General features: G+C 49.7%; 15 protein-coding genes and 1 pseudogene. 9 read left to right on the forward strand and 7 right to left on the reverse strand.

The window, feature by feature from the left end:
* Nucleotides 1–8 precede the first annotated feature (8 nt).
* Together pncA and RHN82_RS00915 are read left to right on the forward strand one after the other, a co-directional pair.
* Nucleotides 9–650 carry a bifunctional nicotinamidase/pyrazinamidase gene (pncA, locus tag RHN82_RS00910; RefSeq protein ID WP_047051509.1) on the forward strand — a complete coding sequence of 214 codons (642 nt, stop codon included), beginning with the start codon at nt 9–11 and terminating at the stop codon, nt 648–650.
* Between the two features lie 218 nt (nt 651–868).
* Nucleotides 869–2,122 carry a glycoside hydrolase family 18 protein gene (locus tag RHN82_RS00915; protein ID WP_047051510.1) on the forward strand — a complete coding sequence of 418 codons (1,254 nt, stop codon included), beginning with the start codon at nt 869–871 and terminating at the stop codon, nt 2,120–2,122.
* Nucleotides 2,123–2,172: 50 nt separating this feature from the next.
* Here the strand turns inward: RHN82_RS00915 and RHN82_RS00920 are convergent, their stop codons facing one another.
* Together RHN82_RS00920 and msrB are read right to left on the reverse strand one after the other, a co-directional pair.
* Nucleotides 2,173–2,445, reverse strand: a complete 273-nt coding sequence (locus RHN82_RS00920) for a YeaC family protein (protein WP_047051511.1) — start codon at nt 2,443–2,445, stop codon at nt 2,173–2,175.
* 41 nt (nt 2,446–2,486) lie between these two features.
* Nucleotides 2,487–2,900, reverse strand: coding sequence for a peptide-methionine (R)-S-oxide reductase MsrB (gene msrB, locus RHN82_RS00925; protein ID WP_003857865.1), 414 nt, complete (start codon nt 2,898–2,900; stop codon nt 2,487–2,489).
* Between the two features lie 341 nt (nt 2,901–3,241).
* Here msrB and gapA point away from each other — a divergent pair, with 341 nt between their 5' ends.
* Both gapA and RHN82_RS00935 read left to right on the forward strand, forming a co-directional pair.
* On the forward strand, nt 3,242–4,237 hold the full coding sequence (gene gapA, locus RHN82_RS00930; protein WP_006809136.1) for a glyceraldehyde-3-phosphate dehydrogenase: 996 nt from the start codon (nt 3,242–3,244) through the stop codon (nt 4,235–4,237).
* 74 nt (nt 4,238–4,311) lie between these two features.
* On the forward strand, nt 4,312–5,196 hold the full coding sequence (locus RHN82_RS00935) for a D-hexose-6-phosphate mutarotase (RefSeq protein ID WP_047051512.1): 885 nt from the start codon (nt 4,312–4,314) through the stop codon (nt 5,194–5,196).
* A 66-nt stretch (nt 5,197–5,262) separates the two neighbouring features.
* Here RHN82_RS00935 and RHN82_RS00940 read toward each other — a convergent pair whose 3' ends face one another.
* The gene (locus tag RHN82_RS00940) at nt 5,263–6,009 is read right to left on the reverse strand and encodes a MipA/OmpV family protein (protein WP_017384691.1); all 747 of its coding nucleotides are present in this window, start codon (nt 6,007–6,009) and stop codon (nt 5,263–5,265) included.
* 432 nt (nt 6,010–6,441) lie between these two features.
* Here RHN82_RS00940 and yeaG point away from each other — a divergent pair, with 432 nt between their 5' ends.
* Nucleotides 6,442–8,376, forward strand: a complete 1,935-nt coding sequence (yeaG, locus tag RHN82_RS00945) for a protein kinase YeaG (RefSeq protein WP_006809140.1) — start codon at nt 6,442–6,444, stop codon at nt 8,374–8,376.
* 89 nt (nt 8,377–8,465) lie between these two features.
* Nucleotides 8,466–9,749 carry a YeaH/YhbH family protein gene (locus RHN82_RS00950; protein ID WP_023299884.1) on the forward strand — a complete coding sequence of 428 codons (1,284 nt, stop codon included), beginning with the start codon at nt 8,466–8,468 and terminating at the stop codon, nt 9,747–9,749.
* Nucleotides 9,750–10,007: 258 nt separating this feature from the next.
* Here the strand turns inward: RHN82_RS00950 and RHN82_RS00955 are convergent, their stop codons facing one another.
* Together RHN82_RS00955 and RHN82_RS00960 are read right to left on the reverse strand one after the other, a co-directional pair.
* The gene (locus RHN82_RS00955; RefSeq protein ID WP_023303504.1) at nt 10,008–10,328 is read right to left on the reverse strand and encodes a hypothetical protein; all 321 of its coding nucleotides are present in this window, start codon (nt 10,326–10,328) and stop codon (nt 10,008–10,010) included.
* Nucleotides 10,328–10,567, reverse strand: coding sequence for a hypothetical protein (locus RHN82_RS00960; RefSeq protein WP_047051515.1), 240 nt, complete (start codon nt 10,565–10,567; stop codon nt 10,328–10,330). Before RHN82_RS00960 ends, RHN82_RS00955 begins: the two co-directional genes overlap by 1 nt.
* Nucleotides 10,568–10,679: 112 nt before the next feature.
* Between RHN82_RS00960 and RHN82_RS00965 the strand changes: the two genes are divergently transcribed.
* The 3 genes from RHN82_RS00965 to RHN82_RS00975 are packed head-to-tail and all read left to right on the forward strand — an operon-like array spanning nt 10,680 to nt 13,398.
* Nucleotides 10,680–11,042 carry a GtrA family protein gene (locus RHN82_RS00965; RefSeq protein ID WP_023303502.1) on the forward strand — a complete coding sequence of 121 codons (363 nt, stop codon included), beginning with the start codon at nt 10,680–10,682 and terminating at the stop codon, nt 11,040–11,042.
* Complete coding sequence (locus tag RHN82_RS00970; protein WP_047051516.1) at nt 11,039–11,956, forward strand: glycosyltransferase family 2 protein; 918 nt, start codon at nt 11,039–11,041, stop codon at nt 11,954–11,956. The genes RHN82_RS00965 and RHN82_RS00970 overlap by 4 nt, the downstream gene beginning before the upstream one ends.
* Nucleotides 11,953–13,398 (forward strand): glucosyltransferase domain-containing protein, encoded by a 1,446-nt coding sequence (locus RHN82_RS00975; RefSeq protein WP_047051518.1) that lies wholly within the window; start codon nt 11,953–11,955, stop codon nt 13,396–13,398. The genes RHN82_RS00970 and RHN82_RS00975 overlap by 4 nt, the downstream gene beginning before the upstream one ends.
* Nucleotides 13,399–13,437: 39 nt before the next feature.
* Here RHN82_RS00975 and RHN82_RS00980 read toward each other — a convergent pair whose 3' ends face one another.
* Nucleotides 13,438–15,819, reverse strand: coding sequence for an SGNH/GDSL hydrolase family protein (locus tag RHN82_RS00980; RefSeq protein ID WP_047051520.1), 2,382 nt, complete (start codon nt 15,817–15,819; stop codon nt 13,438–13,440).
* Between the two features lie 49 nt (nt 15,820–15,868).
* Nucleotides 15,869–17,566 (reverse strand): annotated as a pseudogene (locus RHN82_RS00985) (host specificity factor TipJ family phage tail protein); the annotation flags it as partial.
* Between the last annotated feature and the right edge of the window lie 19 nt (nt 17,567–17,585).

Consider the following 17,585-nt stretch of genomic DNA (forward strand, 5'->3'; position numbering starts at 1 on the left):
GAGGTCCCATGAAGCAACGCGCCCTGTTACTGGTCGATTTGCAAAATGATTTCTGTGCGGGCGGTGCGCTGGCCGTCGCGGAAGGCGACAGCACCGTAGATGTCGCGAACTCGCTGATTGCGTGGTGTAAGGCTCGTGGTGAAGCGGTGGTGGCGAGTCAGGACTGGCATCCGGCAAACCACGGCAGCTTTGCCAGCCAGCACAACGTTGAGCCTTACAGCCAGGGCGAACTGGACGGGCTGGCGCAAACCTTCTGGCCCGATCACTGCGTGCAGCAGACGGAAGGCGCTGAGCTGCATCCGCTGCTGAACCAGAAGGCCATCGACGCGGTGTTCCACAAAGGTGAAAACCCAACCATCGACAGCTACAGCGCGTTCTTTGATAACGGCCATCGTCAGAAGACGGCGCTGGACGCGTGGTTGCGCCACCATGAGATCACCGAGCTGATTGTGCTGGGCCTGGCGACGGATTACTGCGTGAAGTTCACCGTGCTGGATGCGCTCCAGTTGGGCTATACCGTGAATGTCATTACCGACGGTTGTCGCGGGGTGAATATTCAGCCGCAGGACAGCGCTCAGGCGTTTATGGATATGGCCGCAGAAGGCGCAACGCTGTATACGCTGGCTGACTGGATGGAGACGCAGGCGTAAGCTTTTTAGCCGGGTGGCGGCTGCGCCTTACCCGGCCTACTTTCTCTGGTTTTGTAGACCGGGTAAGCGTCAGCGCCACCCGGCATTTCTTCCCCAATCCCCATAAAGTGAACTCCCTCGCATCACAAGCGAAACGGCGATGCTATTCTCTTCAGGCTGTTTTTCGCCACGCCTTTTCTGTGGCGTGGTTATTTTTATTTGGTCAAAGAGGAACTTATATGAAACATTTGCCCTTGCTGGCAGCATTACCCTTGCTTTGCGCGTCACTGGCTTCCGCCGCGCCCCTGATGTCCGTGGGCTACTTCAATGGCGGTGGCGATGTTACCGCCGGACCGGGTGGCGACATTAATAAACTCGACGTCCGCCAGATCACCCACCTCAACTACTCGTTTGGTCTGGTCTATAACAACGAGAAAGGCGAAACCAACGCCGCGCTGAAAGATCCGGCAAAACTGTATCAAATCTGGTTATCACCTAAGGTGGCATCCGATCTGGCGTTACTTCCTCAGCTTCGTAAACAAAACCCGAACCTGAAAGTCCTGCTTTCCGTTGGCGGCTGGGGCGCGCGTGGTTTTTCTGGCGCCGCGGCAACGAAAGAGAGTCGCGCGGTATTTATTCGCTCCGCGCAGGAGATCGTCAGTCAATACGGCCTGGACGGGATCGACCTTGACTGGGAATATCCGGTTAACGGCGCGTGGGGACTGGTCGAGAGCACCCCTGCCGACCGGGATAATTTCACCGCGCTGTTAAAAGAGATGCGTGACGCGTTTGGTAAGAAAAAGCTGGTCACGATTGCGGTGGGCGCGAATGCGGAAAGTCCGAAAAGCTGGGTGGATGTGAAAGCTATTGCCCCCCTGCTCGATTACATCAACCTGATGACCTACGACATGGCGTACGGTACTCAGTATTTTAACGCGAATCTGTATGACTCCAGCGCCTGGCCGACCGTGGCTGCCGCAGACAAATACAGCGTCGATTATGTGGTGAATAACTATCTGGCCGACGGGCTGAAGCCGCAGCAGATGAACCTCGGGATTGGTTTCTATGGGCGCGTGCCGAAACGTGCCGTAGAGCCAGGGATCGACTGGACGAAACCGGATGCGCAAAAAAATCCGGTGACGCAGCCCTACTTCGGGCCGCAGGAACTGGGCCTGTTCAAATCGCTTGGCTATGATCTGACCAAAGATACCTATGTGAAATACAACGATATCGTCCGCAAGCTGCTGAACGATCCGCAGAAACGCTTTACCGAGCACTGGGACGAACAGGCGAAGGTGCCGTGGCTGTCGGTGAAATCCGCCGACGGTAAGGCGCTGTTTGCGATTTCCTATGAGAACCCGCGCTCCGTGGCGATCAAAGCGGATTACATTAAGGAGAAAGGTCTGGCTGGCGCCATGTTCTGGGAGTACGGGGCTGACGACGAAAACCAGCTCGCGAAACAGCTGGCGGAGTCGCTTGGGATCCCGCACTAAGGTGTAGTGTGCCGGGTGGCGCTAGCGCTTACCCGGCCTACATGGGAGCTTTATTTGAAGGTCGCAATCGGCTTCGGCGTGATGCCGAAGTCTTCTTTCAGCTCGCGCTTGCTTTTCATCACCATCTGACCGTTAGTGTCGATGGTCATATGCTGGGCGTCAGTATTGTGACGCGCCTGCCAAAGCATCACCAGCTGCAAACTGTTCTCTTTTTGCTCAGGTGTGAGTGCCACACCGTCCGGCCATTTTCCCAGCTCAACGGCCGTCACCAGACGCTGATAAACCTCTGAGGTCATACCTGCAATCATGTCATCAATATTCATGATCTCTCCCTTTCAAAGGAATAATTTGCTGAATCGTTTTTTCAACCCTTGGTCTGGTCGCCGTTTTCATCATCGGTAAAGCTCATGGAAGCCGAATTTACGCAGAAACGCTCCCCCGTCGGCTGCGGGCCATCAGGGAAGACATGCCCAAGATGGGCGTCACAGTTCCCGCAGCGAATTTCGGTGCGCACCATGCCGTGCGAGGTGTCCGTCAGGTAGCGGATCGCATCATCGCTGACAGGCTCGTAAAAGCTCGGCCAGCCGCAGCCAGAATCGTACTTCGTCTGGGAGTTAAACAGCGGTGCATCACACACCAGGCAGTGGTAGACGCCTTCCCGTTTATTGTGCAGCAAACGCCCGGAAAACGGCGGTTCTGTGCCGTGATTTTGCGTCACGTAAAACTGCATCTCTGTAAGGTTTTTTTTCAAATCGTCGGGGTTACGTTGGTTCGACATATGCTTACATCTCGCTGTTGAAACAGACATCTTTTATCCCAGATTCTAACAAAACATTAACACCCGCGCGTGCACTTTTGTTCTAAACTTATGTGTCGCGAAAAGGCGGTCAGGCAATTGTGATCAATTTCACATTTTAATCCTGCGAGGCCTTTAAAATTCCGGGCGCAGCCCCCATGTGGTTGCTAGCTCAAAGGGAAAGTGAGGCGAGTCAGTCGCACAAACGTTAGTCACAGGATTGATTTGTCGCAATGATTGACACGATTCCGCTTGACGCTGCGTAAGGTTTTTGTAATTTTACAGGCAACCTTTTATTCACTAACAAATAGCTGGTGGAATATATGACTATCAAAGTAGGTATCAACGGTTTTGGCCGTATCGGCCGTATTGTTTTCCGTGCTGCTCAGAAACGTTCTGACATCGAAATCGTTGGTATCAACGATCTCCTGGACGCTGAATACATGGCGTACATGCTGAAGTACGACTCAACTCACGGTCGTTTCGACGGCACCGTTGAAGTGAAAGACGGCCACCTGGTTGTTAACGGCAAAACCATCCGCGTTACTGCTGAGAAAGACCCAGCTAACCTGAAATGGAACGAAATCGGTGTTGACGTTGTAGCTGAAGCTACCGGTATCTTCCTGACCGACGAAACTGCTCGTAAACACATCACTGCGGGTGCGAAGAAAGTTGTTCTGACTGGTCCTTCCAAAGACAACACCCCAATGTTCGTTCGCGGTGCAAACTTCGAAACTTACGCTGGCCAGGACATCGTTTCCAACGCATCCTGCACCACCAACTGCCTGGCACCGCTGGCTAAAGTTATCAACGACAACTTCGGCATCATCGAAGGTCTGATGACTACCGTTCACGCAACCACCGCTACTCAGAAAACCGTTGATGGCCCGTCTCACAAAGACTGGCGCGGCGGCCGTGGCGCGGCTCAGAACATCATCCCATCTTCTACCGGTGCTGCTAAAGCAGTAGGTAAAGTACTGCCAGAACTGAATGGCAAACTGACTGGTATGGCGTTCCGCGTTCCAACTCCTAACGTATCCGTTGTTGACCTGACCGTTCGTCTGGAAAAAGCTGCTTCTTATGAAGAAATTAAGAAAGCAATCAAAGCTGCTTCCGAAGGCCCAATGAAAGGCGTTCTGGGTTACACCGAAGACGACGTTGTATCTACCGATTTCAACGGCGAAGTGTGCACTTCCGTGTTCGATGCAAAAGCAGGTATCGCACTGAACGACAACTTCGTGAAACTGGTTTCCTGGTACGACAACGAAACTGGCTACTCTAACAAAGTACTGGACCTGATCGCTCACATCTCCAAATAAGTTGAGATGAGTGCTTGATCCTAAAAGGCGACTTCGGTCGCCTTTTTTATTGTTTTTAGACAGAGGATTGCTTAATGATTAATAAAATTTTTGCACTTCCGGTAGTCGAACAACTTACCCCTGTGCTCTCCCGCCGTCAGATTGACGGTGCCGATATCATCGTCGTTGATCATCCGCGCGTTAAAGCCTCCGTCGCGCTCAATGGCGCCCACCTGCTCTCCTGGAAACCAGAAGGTGAAGAAGAAGGCCTGTGGCTGAGCGAGGCCACCTCGTTCAAAAAAGGGGCAGCGATCCGCGGCGGCGTGCCGATCTGCTGGCCATGGTTTGGCCCGTCAGCGCAGCAGGGATTACCGTCTCACGGTTTCGCCCGTAACCAGCAGTGGACGCTGAAAGCCCACAACGAAGATGATAACGGCGCGGTGTTGACCTTTGAGCTCCAGGCGAATGATGAAACGCGCGCCCTGTGGCCACACGAGTTCACCCTGTATGCCCGCTTCAAGCTGGGTAAAACCTGCGAGATTGAACTAGAAGCGCACGGCGAATTCGAAACAACGTCCGCCCTACACACCTATTTTAACGTAGGCGACATTCAGGCCGTTAAGGTAAGCGGACTTGGCGATACCTTTATCGACAAAGTGGATAACGCGAAAGAAGGCAAGCTGGACGACGGCGTGCAGACTTTCCCGGATCGTACCGACCGCGTATACCTGCACCCGGAAGCCTGTAGCGTCATCCACGACAGCGCGCTGAACCGCGGTATTGATGTGGTTCACCATCACCACAGCAACGTGGTGGGCTGGAACCCGGGCCCTGCCCTTTCCGTCAGCATGGCGGATATCCCGGATGACGGTTACAAAACCTTCGTGTGCGTGGAAACCGCGTGCGTGACCGCGCCGCAGAAAACCAGCGAAGAAAAACCGTCCCGCTTAGGCCAGACGATCAAGATTGTGAAGCGCTAATATTGTTCAGGCATCATAAAAAACAAACGGGGCGCAAGCGCCCCGTTTTAATGCATCACGTTCTGGTCAGAACTTGTAGGTCACACCCACAGAGAAGATGCCAGACCAGGACTTGTCGACCATCGGGCTGTCTTTCACTTCATCGCTCAGACGAATGTAACGACCAGTACCGTACACATTCCAGTCACCGAGAAAGTTATACGAGGCGGTGAGTTCCAGGTACGGGTCCCAGCCATCATCCGCGCTGTAGCTCTTCAGACCACTGCGGCGAGACTCCGCTTTAGACACGCCATAGTAGTAGTCGTTGTAATTCTCGCTGCTGTACTGCACACCGATACCCGGCGTCAGCGTCACTGCGCCGTTGGTATAGCGATAAAGCCACGCCAGATCCCAGATGAAGCCGTTGCTGTTGTCCAGGGTATCGCCCGCCAGCGCAGTGCGCAGGAAGCCATACTCGGTATTATGGACGTAAGAAAGCCCCGCCATCAGTGAGCTTCTGCGTTTGTCCAGCTGACGAAGCGCATTGCTGTCGCTGTCGCCTGGTTTAAAGTGCGTTGGGTCGTAATAGGCCATGATGGAGAGCTTATCGGCCGTATCATTCCACAGATAGTAGCCACCGCCCAACCCACGGAACCAGAAGTTATCGCCTTCATAGGTGACAACGGGGACAGGATAAACGTCGCGGTCATACTGCTTGTACGGGCTGTTAATCACGCCAGCACCCGCGCCAACAGTCCACTGGCTCTCAGCCTGTACGGTGCTCGCTGCGGTAGCGGCAAGGATGCCCAATGCCAGAAGTTTGAGTTTGGTCACAATCCATTCTTTCCTGTAGTCAAATAATCAGCGGGTGAAGTGTAACCGCCATTCCCGTACATCCCAAAATTTTTTGCGCGCTAATCCGTTTGATTAACCCGTTATTTTTCATTTTTCAGATGACATACCGCTTTCATTTATGTGACCGATAAATGAAAAACCCGCTTTTGGCTTATAACCGCAGTGGAAATTTTTGGATGAGTTATTGATATGTCATTGAAAGTAGATTTTATCCGTATGCAAGTTTTGCAATTGCCATCTACGCTTTAATTTAAGAAGAGGTTTTGCTGAACACCCTGCGGTTCATAGCCTTCGACCTGGCACACAGGTTGCTGCTCTGGCAGTGAGGTGCGAAAAATTCTCTTCCGGGAGCCTCCACTACTCATACGAACGGCTCTTATCCTGTGCTAAAAAACGAAAGGACGGCATGCCATGAATATATTCGATCACTATCGCCAGCGCTACGAAGCTGCCAAGGACGAAGAGTTCACACTGCAGGAGTTTCTTACCATTTGTCGGCAAGATCGCAGTGCCTATGCCAATGCGGCAGAACGGCTATTGATGGCTATTGGTGAGCCAAACATGGTTGATACTGCCCTGGAGCCACGGCTTTCCCGTCTCTTTTCGAATCGGGTGGTCGCCCGATACCCGGCGTTTGAAGAGTTCTATGGCATGGAAGATGCCATTGAGCAGATCGTCTCCTACCTGAAGCATGCCGCTCAGGGGCTGGAAGAGAAGAAACAGATCCTTTACCTGCTGGGTCCTGTCGGTGGGGGTAAATCCTCCCTGGCTGAACGGCTGAAAGCGCTGATGCAGCGCGTGCCGATCTATGTGCTGAGCGCCAACGGCGAACGCAGCCCGGTCAATGACCATCCGCTGTGCCTGTTTAATCCGCAAGAGGATGCGCAGATTCTGGAAAAAGAGTTTGGCATTCCGCATCGCTATCTCGGTACGATCATGTCGCCGTGGGCGGCAAAACGTCTGCACGAGTTTGGCGGGGACATCACCAAGTTCCGCGTCGTGAAAGTGTGGCCGTCTATCCTCGAGCAGATCGCCATTGCCAAAACTGAACCCGGTGACGAGAACAACCAGGATATCTCGGCGCTGGTGGGTAAAGTCGATATCCGTAAGCTGGAGCATCACGCGCAAAACGACCCGGATGCCTACGGTTATTCCGGTGCGCTGTGCCGCGCCAACCAGGGGATTATGGAATTTGTCGAGATGTTTAAAGCACCGATCAAAGTGCTGCATCCGCTACTGACCGCCACCCAGGAAGGGAACTACAACGGGACAGAAGGTATTTCCGCCCTGCCGTTTAACGGGATTATCCTTGCCCACTCTAACGAATCTGAATGGGTGACCTTCCGTAACAACAAAAACAATGAGGCGTTCCTTGACCGTGTGTACATCGTCAAAGTGCCTTATTGCCTGCGGATCTCCGAGGAGATCAAGATTTACGAAAAACTGCTCAATCACAGTGAGCTGGTTCATGCCCCTTGCGCACCGGGAACGCTGGAAACACTGTCGCGCTTCTCGATCCTGTCGCGCCTGAAAGAGCCGGAAAACTCCAGCATCTACTCAAAAATGCGCGTGTATGACGGTGAAAGCCTGAAGGATACCGACCCAAAAGCGAAATCGTACCAGGAATACCGCGATTACGCCGGGGTCGACGAAGGGATGAACGGTTTGTCGACGCGTTTCGCGTTTAAGATCCTCTCCCGCGTCTTTAACTTCGACCACGCGGAGGTGGCCGCCAACCCGGTTCATCTGTTCTACGTGCTGGAACAGCAAATTGAACGTGAACAGTTCCCACAGGAGCAGGCTGAACGCTACCTGGAGTTCCTGAAAGGCTACCTGATCCCGAAATACGCCGAGTTCATTGGCAAAGAGATCCAGACCGCCTACCTGGAATCCTATTCCGAATACGGCCAGAACATCTTCGACCGGTACGTCACCTACGCTGACTTCTGGATCCAGGATCAGGAGTACCGCGACCCGGATACCGGCCAGCTGTTTGACCGTGAATCCCTGAACGCGGAGCTGGAAAAAATTGAGAAGCCAGCCGGGATCAGCAACCCGAAAGACTTCCGAAACGAGATTGTGAACTTCGTGCTGCGCGCCAGAGCGCATAACAACGGCCGTAATCCGAACTGGACCAGCTACGAAAAACTGCGCACGGTTATAGAGAAGAAAATGTTCTCTAACACGGAAGAGCTGTTGCCGGTCATCTCGTTCAACGCCAAAACCTCAACCGACGAGCAGAAAAAGCACGACGATTTTGTCGACCGTATGATGGAGAAAGGCTATACCCGCAAACAGGTCCGCCTGCTCTGTGAATGGTATCTGCGCGTGCGTAAATCGTCTTAAAACAAGTGCCCGGTAACGCGCTTACCGGGCCAACAAAATGTCCGGCACTTACGGACGCTGCAAGTTGGCAAATGCAGTACGGGGGATATATGACCTGGTTTATTGACCGGCGTCTTAACGGCAAAAACAAGAGCACGGTGAATCGCCAGCGCTTCTTGCGCCGTTATAAAGCGCAAATTAAACAGTCGATCTCCGAGGCCATCAACAAACGCTCGGTGACCGACGTCGACAGCGGCGAATCCGTCTCCATCCCTAATGATGACATCAGCGAACCGATGTTTCATCAGGGGCGTGGCGGCCTTCGCCATCGCGTGCACCCAGGTAATGACCACTTCGTCCAGAATGACAGAATCGAGCGGCCACAAGGCGGAGGCGGCGGTTCTGGCAGCGGTCAGGGACAGGCCAGCCAGGACGGTGAAGGCCAGGACGAGTTCGTCTTTCAGATTTCAAAAGACGAATATCTCGACCTGCTGTTTGAGGATCTGGCCCTGCCGAATCTGAGAAAGAATCAGCACCGCCAGCTCAACGAATACAAAACCCATCGCGCGGGTTATACCGCAAACGGGGTGCCCGCCAACATCAGCGTGGTGCGTTCACTGCAAAACTCGCTGGCGCGACGCACGGCGATGACGGCAGGCAAACGGCGCGAACTGCGCGAGCTGGAAACCAGCCTGAAAGTGGTGGAAAACACGGAACCGGCGCAACTGCTGGAAGAGGAGCGCCTGCGAAAAGAGATCGCCGAACTGCGGGCGAAGATCGACCGGGTGCCGTTTATCGACACGTTCGACCTGCGCTACAAGAACTACGAAAAACGGCCGGAGCCTTCCAGCCAGGCGGTGATGTTCTGCCTGATGGACGTATCAGGTTCAATGGATCAGGCCACCAAGGATATGGCTAAGCGTTTTTATATTCTGCTCTATCTGTTCCTGAGCAGAACGTATAAGAACGTGGAGGTGGTCTACATCCGCCATCACACTCAGGCGAAAGAGGTGGATGAACATGAGTTCTTCTACTCGCAGGAGACCGGCGGCACCATCGTGTCGAGCGCCCTGAAGCTGATGGATGAGGTGGTGAAGGAGCGCTACGATCCGGCGCAGTGGAACATCTACGCCGCGCAGGCATCGGATGGCGATAACTGGGCGGATGACTCGCCGCTGTGTCATGAAATTCTGGCGAAGAAGATCCTGCCGGTGGTGCGTTACTACAGCTACATTGAAATTACCCGTCGCGCCCACCAGACGCTGTGGCGTGAGTATGAGCATCTGCAAGCGATGTTCGATAACTTTGCGATGCAGCACATTCGAGACCAGGATGACATCTATCCGGTCTTCCGGGAACTGTTCCAGAAGCAGAGTTCTACAACCTCCAATTAAATGTTATTAATCAGCCAGTTAACCATGTTTTTCTGGCTGATTTTATTGCATTTTCATCCTTAAATTTCACTATATTTTTCATTCGCTTAGCTTTTATTTTGGGGAATGCGATTTTGAAGAAGTGATTATGCAAAACTTCCTTTGAGCTTTAGGATGGCCATCATGCGATGGAGGCAAAATCCTATCGTGCCGACCAAACTACACAAAAAACCAGCCTCTTATGGCTGGTTTTTTTCAGTGACGCATGGGGAACTTTATCTATATTGCAGGGCAATCATCATCTAATGCACGATTGATGAAGAACGTCACCCTACCCAGCACTTCCACTTCTTCAAGCGCTGATCCCTCAATCGCTTCACCATCATCCGTAATGAGTGCCTTGCCCATGAGTTTTGCAAATTGTGTGTGGCCGTCGCACAAAATTAACAACACATCTCCAGGCGTCTTTTTCGTTGCTGGCTCTATGACCGCAAACCCCATATCAGTTTCGAGCAACCTACTATCCGCCCCGATGTTGCACAGGATTGCTGGGGAAAGTTGACGCTCAACATAATCAGCAGCTGGTGATGCGAATCCCATCAGTGCACCCTCCCCATGTTACGCAGGATCCAATAGTGGTTATCGCTGCCGTCGGTGGTCTTATCAGCGAAGCCCGGCTGGTTGCGCTCTATCCAGGCATTCGCTTCTTCGCGCGAGTAGTGCCAGTTGAACTGCCGCAATTTCTCTATGAATGCGTCTGTGGTCAGGTAACGATACCCCTTGGGGTTTAACTCTATGGCCGCAACAAACGCGGCATGAATGTCTGCTGTGCGTGGCATAATCACCTCACAAAATAACTGTATACATATACAGTATCGTCAAATATGAGGGTCGATCAAGTTTCACAGTGGTGCTAAACTTCAGACCTTTCCGAATTGACTGATATATATAATGTTAAAGCTCTTTGCTAAGTACACATCAATCGGCGTCATTAACACGCTCATTCACTGGGTTGTGTTTGCTATCTGCATATACGCGTTTCACACAGGTCAGGCGCTTGGTAACTTCGCCGGATTCGTCGTGGCAGTGTCATTCAGTTTCTTTGCAAACGCCAGGTTCACCTTTAAGTCCTCGACAAGTACGATGCGCTACATGCTGTATGTCGGGTTTATGGGAACCTTGAGCGCAGCTGTTGGTTGGGCTGCCGATAAGTCTGGCATGGCTCCGATCGTGACTCTCATTCTTTTCTCCGCCATCAGTCTGGTGTGCGGATTTATTTATTCAAAGTTCATTGTCTTTAGGGATGCGAAATGAAAATTTCTCTGGTCGTTCCCGTCTTCAACGAAGAAGACGCGATACCGATTTTTTATAAAACGGTTCGGGAATTTGAAGGGCTTCAGCAGCATGAAGTAGAGATAGTCTTCATCAATGACGGCAGCAAAGACGCTACAGAATCAATTATCAACGCGCTTGCTGTTGCCGATCCGCTTGTGGTTCCACTGTCGTTCACTCGCAACTTTGGTAAAGAACCAGCGCTTTTCGCTGGTCTTGATCACGCCACCGGTGAAGCAATTATCCCTATTGACGTTGACTTGCAGGACCCTATCGAAGTCATTCCGCACCTGATAGAGAAATGGCAGGCTGGGGCCGATATGGTTCTGGCTAAGCGATCAGACCGCTCTACGGACGGGCGCCTGAAACGAAAGACCGCTGAGTGGTTCTATAAGCTGCACAACAAAATCAGCAATCCAAAGATCGAAGAAAACGTTGGCGACTTCCGTCTGATGTCTCGCGAGGTAGTGGAAAACATTAAGCTAATGCCAGAACGCAATCTGTTCATGAAGGGTGTGCTGAGCTGGGTTGGCGGGCGAACCGATGTTGTTGAGTATGCCAGGGCCGAGCGAGTGGCCGGCAGCACGAAATTTAATGGCTGGAAACTGTGGAACCTTGCCCTAGAGGGGATTACCAGCTTCTCTACTTTCCCGCTTCGCATGTGGACGTACATCGGCCTGTTAGTTGCCGGTGCTGCGTTTTTGTATGGTGCATGGATGATTTTCGACACGCTGGTATTCGGAAATGCAGTACGCGGATATCCTTCATTGCTGGTTTCTGTACTTTTCCTTGGTGGCATACAGTTAATCGGGATAGGAGTTCTTGGTGAGTATATTGGCAGAATCTATGTAGAAGTTAAGAAAAGACCGAGATATATTCTTAAGGGAAAAAAATGAGATTTCATAAGTCAGATAAACTTATATTTTTGCTAGCCGCTTTATTCAGCCTTCCATTTTTGTTGAATGCTGAATTATTTAAGGACGACTTATATAGGGCTGTTTCTGGAGATCCGAGCTATTGGGATAAAGATAGCCGACCGCTAACAACAGTACTAATGAAGGTGTTAAATCTAGGGGGTATGATAACTGATGTATCTCCTCTATCCTTTATCCTTGGTATGGTATGTATGATAATATCCGCCATTATAATTTCAAGGGCCATATCATCTAACAGACCTTCATATTTCTCATCAGCATTCGCATCGCTAATATTTTTAAATCCTATGTTTATAGGTAATGCAGTATTTTCATTTGATAGTGCCACCATGGGTGCGTCTATAGTAGTCGCGATTGCTTCAGCATATTTCTTTTACAATAGAAGTTATATCGATGTCGTCTGGAAAATCGTCGCAGTAACTTCTGTCATGTCAATGTATCAGCCTTCTTCTGCTCTTTTTGTTACAATGACAGCCTTTATTGTTATTGTAAAAATACTTGAACATGAGAGCGGGTATATCAAGGGATTGATATTAAATGCCATTTCTTTTGTTGCCGGTTTCACGATTTACACCCAAGTGGTGCAAAAAATTTATCCGCCAAATGAATATGCCTTGAGAAATTCTCAGTTTATTGATTTTCATAATGGAATTCTTACCGGATTACATGATGCTTTTAGTCGAAATCTTGATCCTGTGATAGGCTCAATGCCTTCTATTGTTAAGGCTACTTTAGTAATTACTTTGGCAATATCAGTAGCTTGTGTAATCAGGTGCGCTTTTTCACGTGATTACAAAATACAAGATCGTATATTATTAGTAGTTAGTTTTGCATTCTCACTGATAATGTTCTCTGGTTTTTCTCTAGCCGTGAAATCAGACTATGTTATGCCTCGCGTGCTAATGTCACTTGGCTTAACGCTATGCCTTGTATTCTTCATGGCACACAGACTAATAGGATTTAAAAAAATATCATATCTGGCATATGTTATATTTGCAGCCAACTCAATTAACATATCCTATTCATTCAACAATGCCATAAAGCATCAGAATAAATTTGACTCAGTTATTCTGACTTCAATATCTTCCGCGCTGCATCAAAACGGTATAAAGACCATTGACAACATTAATATTTCAGGATGGCCTCCAGTTTCTCTTCCTACTAAAGTTGCCTTTAGAAAATACCCATTCTTTAAAACTATCATGCCGCAATATCTTTCAAGCACTTGGGGTATCGGAGCGGTAGCTCCTTACTATGACATCACATACAAAAATAAGTTCTCTAACAATTTAGAGTTAAAGAAAAAGATTATTTCGAATGGTGTTAAGATATTTACTTCTTGTTCGGTAGATGTCTTTTCTGATAGAAAAGATGTTCTTTTAGACTTTACAAATAAATGTTAAAAAAGAGGGGCTTTCGCCCCTCTCCGCCCTGATTAAATTTTAAAGAACATAATGCGCAGTAGATCTAACAGATAATGTTTGTCCGCTTGTTCCTTTATTTATCAATCCAATCTTCCCTCCAGAGAAACCAGCGACTTGTTGCGTAACGGTCGCTCCACTAGTTGGCTTAACTGTAATGGTCGGAGTTGTTCCAGACAGGCCAGCTGTGAGCGTGACCTCACCTGTCACATCGCAAGTCAATGTGCCGACAACAGTAAGAGCGCCGAAAAGCATAGTCGAGATCTCAATGCCGGTCGCCACTCTCTTGGCAACAACTCCACTTTGTGAAGTGGGTTTGTAGTAAAAAACAACACCACAATCAACAGGCAAAGCTGAAAGGACAACATTCTGATCATTTGATGATTTAGTGGCACCATACATATCAGGCGCTTCATCATTTGCTGTTTCTGCACCATAAGCTAATAAGAGATCTGCTTTATCCCTTACCTGCCCGTAAACACCCTTTATCGCATTTGCAGCTAGGAATACAGAGGCGTTCTGAGAACATGATTCGTTCAGCTCTCCTCTGAATAACAGAGCGGGAGGGTATACTTTTGACGGTGTACCATCGTAAACAATCTCAATCTGATTCAGTCCTTTTTTAAGTATTCCGGTTCGAGTGGTTAGTTTGTTCGCAAACGATGAGACGCCATTACTCGCGATATTACCCGAAAAGAATGCTGCATTACGGTTATCTTGTTGTCGGATAGAGACGGAGTTAGCGCGACCTGCTGCAACATATGTTGGGTTATACGGTTCAAAAATAACCATTGATATATCAGAAGTATCACACCAGACAAAATATCGTATGGTTAAATTTTCAGTAGCTGGGGAAACCACGCCCCAGCCAGTTAAACCATTAAGATACGTGTTTCCACTCAACCGCTCCATACCAACGCTGTACGTGCTACCAGACGGGAAACCAAATGGCTGAATATCATTATCAACTGTTGGTACGAAGTTATTCCCTTTTTTCGCAGTGTGGACTCTATACGGCATAACAGCCTTTGCTGCATATGCGCCGATATATTGATGGCCCAAAGGAGCAAAATGCGTGCTATCAAAAGTGCCATCTGTCGGGCGACGCGCAATATCTTCAAGCGTATAGCTTCCGAGGTCTCTGTACATCTCAGTTACTGGCTGAGAGAGATCGAGGAACTCTACCGCTGGGAACAGGCGTTCAATATGCTTCTTGATTGATGCTTCTAGCGCCGCCCATTGTGAGCCATTCTGGTTCATTGAAACAACGCAGACAGCACATCCATAACCCCAAGCCTTGCGAATAAACTGCTCAAAGCGGAACAAATACTGATCGAACCCTAACGTATCCAGTTGCCCGTTATCGTTAACGCCCATGGACATGAAGCAAACGTCTGGCGGAACATTCCCGTATGCAGTGTTTTTGAAGAAGCCATGGTCAAAGTTACGGTTCGCCCACCCATCAATGAGACGTTTACCTGACGATGCACAGTTTTCTGCCTTAAAGATGAATGCGCCATTTTTTGTAAAACGGTTAAGCCAGTCCGTGAAAGTACGGAACCAGGAACCTGCGCCACCATTTCCATTATGGTCGTAGTTCGTTGAAGAAAGATCACCATTTGCGTCCGTTGGGTTGGCTACCCACCCGGCTCCATAAGCACCGTCTGTGATTGAGTCACCCACGATACCAACACGACATTGCGTATTGCGGCGAGCGAACTGGTTTATTACGTTGAATGCAGTGTATTTGCTGCCATGAGTTGCCAGTGAAACGTCAAACACATGTTCGTTACCCCATGGGTCGCGAGTAAGAATTTTTCCTTCACCAGTGAACTTGGTTACATCATCATCAGGCAGGAAATTACATCGCAGCTGCACACCCTTCGGAACATAAATTTGTCCTGTGTAAGCGTATACTGCTGCGCGGTTATCGGTCGTGCTATCAATGACGACCCCTGGAACATACTTTACAGCCAATGCGTCACTGCGGTATTTACCGTTGCTTAGCTCGGTCCTTAAAGCGGCATCCCCAACACTGACCCACTTCCCTTCACCAATACCGCCGGTGCTATCGGGAGTAGATGCCGGGGGAACATCTTTGGGCTCTGTAAGGTCTCCGTCCCATCTGTAATATTCCCCGTTGCTCTTCCAGCGCAGGCACTCGTTAGCAAGGCTAATGGTGCTGCCATCTTCAAAAGAATCCTTCGTGATATAGCCATAATTCAGAATTGCCTGATTCGCACTTTTCTCTATACCATACCATGTTTTCCTTTGCGCCCCAAAGCGGTCAGGATAGGATTCATTAGCTTGATCATTCACAAGATGATCAAGGTTTTCAGCGTTATCATACAAATCTTTTGCAGCAGCTGACCCCAGCGGATTGCCGGTGTTATAAGTCGTCATATGGGCCTCATAAACGAAAACCCGCCGAAGCGGGTTGTTTTGATATGGATTAAGCTACATTGCCGGGGTAGGAGGCATTGTCGTATTGATAGAATGAGTCTCGATATTCTTTGGCCGTGACCTGGCATGTTCCGTCAGATTGAGGAGCAATCTCTGAAATTAACGCGCTATATCCAACGCGTGATGACTCGCAGAAAATAAGTCGTGGAGGTTCAATTGCCGGGTCATTAAGGATAACTCCGCTGAACTCAGGTTGTTCAGGAACCGTTAAATCATAATCACTGACCTTTGTAACAACCAACAAACCAGAAGCTGAACCATCCTGATATCGGATCAGTGCACGAGGATTGCTGAATTCCCAGTTAAGCTTCTCAGAAACCGAGATTGTTGTTACTCCTCCTTCGATCGACATGCCCTCTATCAACGTACTGATAGTCTTGCTTCCAGGTATATCGTCAGTGAACACGATGCGGTCACCGACGTTGTAGCAAAGAGCGTCCAGCTCTGTGGTAGTGGTATGTGTGAGTCGCTGCTGCCTGTACTTCATCAGGCGTCGCATACCTATCTGATAAGCACGGTCCTGATCCAAAACTCCGTCTAAGGTATAGTCCTCAATTTTTACAGGAGTAGGATTGCCTGGAGTCCTGCACTGCACCGTTTCCTCTGCCCATGTTGTGCCGTTGATGTATGTCACATCAACACCATCATAATCATCTGCTGATGGTGCAACAAAGGCGGTCTGGAGAGGTTCTGTCATTTCCTGTGGGCTGATTATTCCTGTCCACGTTTTAACGCCCTCCCTTGCTACAGATGCAAGCCCGTCTGTAAGGAGAAAATAGCTTTTCCCTGCGTTAGTAACCTTCTGAAGCATTTCCAGTGCAGAAACAGAATCCGTAGTGGCATAGTCGAAGAATTCGCTGTCAGGAGTCCAGTACGTCTCTTCAAGCGAGTCAATGGCCTCATGGTCCATAGCCAGACCCAGCTCATCACCAATGTGATAAAGGGCACCAGATATAGTTCTGGTTCCTCCGGTGTCATAAATACGTGTTGCAACAATATTTACCCGGCGATCAGACTGCGCAGCGAGTTTCCCTCCAGTTTCCACTGTTACCGCCATTGTTGTTACGCCAGAATACGATGATGGGCGTGACAACAAACGTCCTCGCAATGACTGCCAGTACATGTTATCTCGTGAGTTACCTTCACCCTGCTCATTCGTCCTTCTGCAACGCACTTCAACCAGCCCAGGCGCTCCAAGTGTTACACGCTCAGTAAATCCAAGCCCGTTAATGTTTTTCATGTTGTACGAGCCGGTTTTGCTTGTCCATCCAGAACCAGAGCCATAGACTCGGTACTGAATTTCCCACGTTACAGTTCTGTTCTTTTTGCTACCACTGTCTTTGTATCCGCAGATACCGTTTGGGAAGAAGAAATTAACCTCGAACATATCGACGGTTTCATTCTCTGGACAAGCAAGAAATGGCCCCATCCATGAGTCGTTTTCATTCAGACTGTTTGCATCAAAATCAAGCACAGTACGAGGAGAGAATCCAGGCCATGACGGGTCTTCCACTCCATCTACCATACGTTCTAATGTCACCGTACCAGCATCAACATCGAGTATTTTGTACTCACTTCCAGCATGTGAAATGGAAAGACGTACATATCCCTCAGGAATCCCCGTAAACGCTGTTCCTGTGGAGCTGTCGTATGCCAGCGTGATTGATGCCGTTATCACATCCTCGCCTGGTGGCTCAGTGACCTGC

This window comes from Enterobacter cloacae complex sp. EB5 (genome assembly GCF_031432835.1).
GTDB lineage: Bacteria > Pseudomonadota > Gammaproteobacteria > Enterobacterales > Enterobacteriaceae > Enterobacter > Enterobacter hormaechei_C.